A 2,468-nucleotide genomic window follows, 5' to 3' on the forward strand; every position below is an offset into this window, starting at 1 on the left:
TCCTGTTGCTGGGCGGCCTGGATCAGCGCATGGGCCAGGGGGTGCTGGGTCTGCTGCTCCAGGCTGGCGGCCCACTGCAGGAGCAGTGTTTCCCGGGTGTCGGAACCGTTGTCGTCCTGTTCCCAGTCGGGCGACGGCGCCACAGCCTGCAACAGGGGCCGGCCGATGGTCAGGGTGCCGGTCTTGTCCAGGACCACCGTATCCAGGTGGGCGGCGGTTTCCAGCACGTCACCGCCACGAAACAACAGACCGGCCTGGGCGCCCCGCCCTGTGGCCACGCTCACCACCGTTGGCGTGGCCAATCCCAGGGCGCAGGGACAGGCCACCACCAACACGGCAATGGCCAGTTGGAGCCCCAGCCCCAGGGGCGTGGCGCCCAGGCCCATGTCCCCATGGCCATGGGCCTGGTTGGAGATGGTCAACACCGTGGGCCAGCGCTGGGCGCCCCAGAGCCACCAGAACAACAGGGTGACCGCAGCCAGGGCCAGCACGCCGTAGCAGAATCGTCCCGCCACCTGATCCGCCACGCGCTGGATGGGGGCTTTCCGGCTCTGGGCCTGCTCCACAAGCTGGACAAGACGGGCCAGGCTGGTCTTGGCGCCGGCCTGTTCCACCTTCGCCACCAGCGGACCCGTGAGGTTGCGGCAACCAGCGGTGACCTGATCTCCGGCGCCCGCCTCCACCGGCAGGGGCTCACCGGTGAGGCTGGCCAGATCAAGGCTGGAGCGTCCGGCCAGGATGGTTCCATCCACGGGAATCCGATCCCCTGGCAGCAACAGCAGGCGATCCTGTTCCCGTAACGCCGCCGCCCGCACGGACCGGTGGTTACAGGCCAGAAGCCGGTCGGGTTCCGCCGCGGTGGCCTCTGCCCCCACCAGCAGGCGGGCGGTCTCCGGCTGCAGGTCCATCAACTGGCGCAGCGCCAGACCGGTGCGGCGGCGGGCCCGCTCTTCCAGAAACCTGCCCAGCAGCACAAAGCCCAGCAGCATGGCGGCCTCGTCAAAAAAGCATGGCCAGCCCACCGCGGGCCACAACAAGGCCACCAGGCTGGAGCAGTAGGCGCTGGTGATGCCTAGCCCCACCAGGCTGTCCATGGTGGGAATCCCATGACGCAAGGCTCGCCAGCCGCCGGTAAGGATGGTGCGGCCGGGGCCAGCCAGGGCCACGGTGGCCACCACCCCATGGAACGCCATGGAGTTCAGCAGCGGGACGGTCCATTGCTGGACCATGGCCAGATGGGCCAGACCGGAGACGGCCATGAGCGCCAGGGCGGCCATGAGGCGGCGCCAGCGACTCCACCAGCCCTGATTCAGGGAGGGGGCTTCCCCCATGGCCTGCCCCTGATCCCGCAACCGCGCCGGAAAGCCGATGGCTTGCAACGCTGCGGTCAACTGCCGGGAATTGGCTGGCCTGTGGGGATCCAGTCCCACAGAGGCAGTGCGGGTAAGCAGGTTCACCGCAACTCCGCTCACGCCGGGCTGCTCTGTGAGACGGCGCTCCACCGCGTGGACACAGCCGCCACACTTCATCCCGTCAATCTCCAGAAGGAGGTGTTCGGAATGGGCCGAGGTCTGCATCCCGTCAGCTTAAAGACCAGGCAGGATGGATGTCTACCCCTGCCGAGACCACCATGGCCCGTAGCCAACGGAACGACAACTTCATTGATAAGAGCTTCACCGTGATGGCGGACCTGCTTCTCAAGGTGCTACCCACGGACCGGCGCGCCAAGGAGGCCTTTGCCTATTACCGGGACGGGATGAGCGCCCAGGCCGACGGGGAGTATGCCGAGGCCATGGAAAACTTTGCCGAGGCGCTGCGGCTGGAGGATGATCCCAGCGACCGCAGTTGGATTCTTTACAACATGGGCTTGGTGCATTCCAGCAACGGGGAGCACCAGAAGGCTTTGGAGCATTACGAGCAGGCCCTGGCCCTGAACGCCAAGATGCCCCAGGCGCTGAACAACATTGCCGTCATCTATCATCATCTCGGCAACCAGGCCGAGCAGCGGGGAGAAACCGATGCCATGGACCGCTACTACAGCCAGGCTGCGGAGTATTGGACCAGGGCCATCCGCCTGGCCCCCAACAACTACCTGGAAGCCCAGAACTGGCTGAAAACCAGTGGGCGCGGCAGTATCGACGTACTGATTTGATCTCCCCCTCTTTCACCCCTGCCCCGCCCACGTCACCCCTGCCCCCAATGCTGTCGGCGCCTCCCCCACGCCCCCCATGGCTGCTCATCCGTCGCACCGTCCGCTTTGGGGAAACCGATCCGGCAGGGGTGGCGCATTTTCACCATCTGCTGCGTTGGTGTCACGAGGCCTATGAAGAATCCCTGGCCAGATTCGGCCTGGCTGCGGCGGACGTTTTCGCCAATCCCCATGGGGCTCTGCCCATCGTGTACTGCCAGGCCCGTTACCATCGACCCATGGGCCATGGGGACGTGCTTCTCGTTCACTTGGCCTGCCG

3 protein-coding genes are annotated in these 2,468 nt (G+C 66.2%); 2 read left to right on the forward strand and 1 reads right to left on the reverse strand.

All coding sequences use genetic code 11. The features are described from left to right. On the reverse strand, positions 1 to 1,577 hold a 1,577-nt coding region (locus BG35_RS0109060; RefSeq protein WP_025782563.1), incomplete at its 3' end, for a heavy metal translocating P-type ATPase. A 53-nt stretch (positions 1,578 to 1,630) separates the two neighbouring features. Between BG35_RS0109060 and BG35_RS0109065 the strand changes: the two genes are divergently transcribed. Beyond that, positions 1,631 to 2,152, forward strand: a complete 522-nt coding sequence (locus BG35_RS0109065) for a photosystem I assembly protein Ycf3 (RefSeq protein WP_025782564.1) — start codon at positions 1,631 to 1,633, stop codon at positions 2,150 to 2,152. Between the two features lie 47 nt (positions 2,153 to 2,199). After that, positions 2,200 to 2,468: acyl-CoA thioesterase (locus BG35_RS0109070; RefSeq protein WP_034418259.1), on the forward strand; the 269-nt coding region annotated here is incomplete at its 3' end.

Origin of the sequence: Candidatus Synechococcus spongiarum SH4, from assembly GCF_000586015.1 — a bacterium.
GTDB lineage: Bacteria > Cyanobacteriota > Cyanobacteriia > PCC-6307 > Cyanobiaceae > Synechococcus_B > Synechococcus_B spongiarum_F.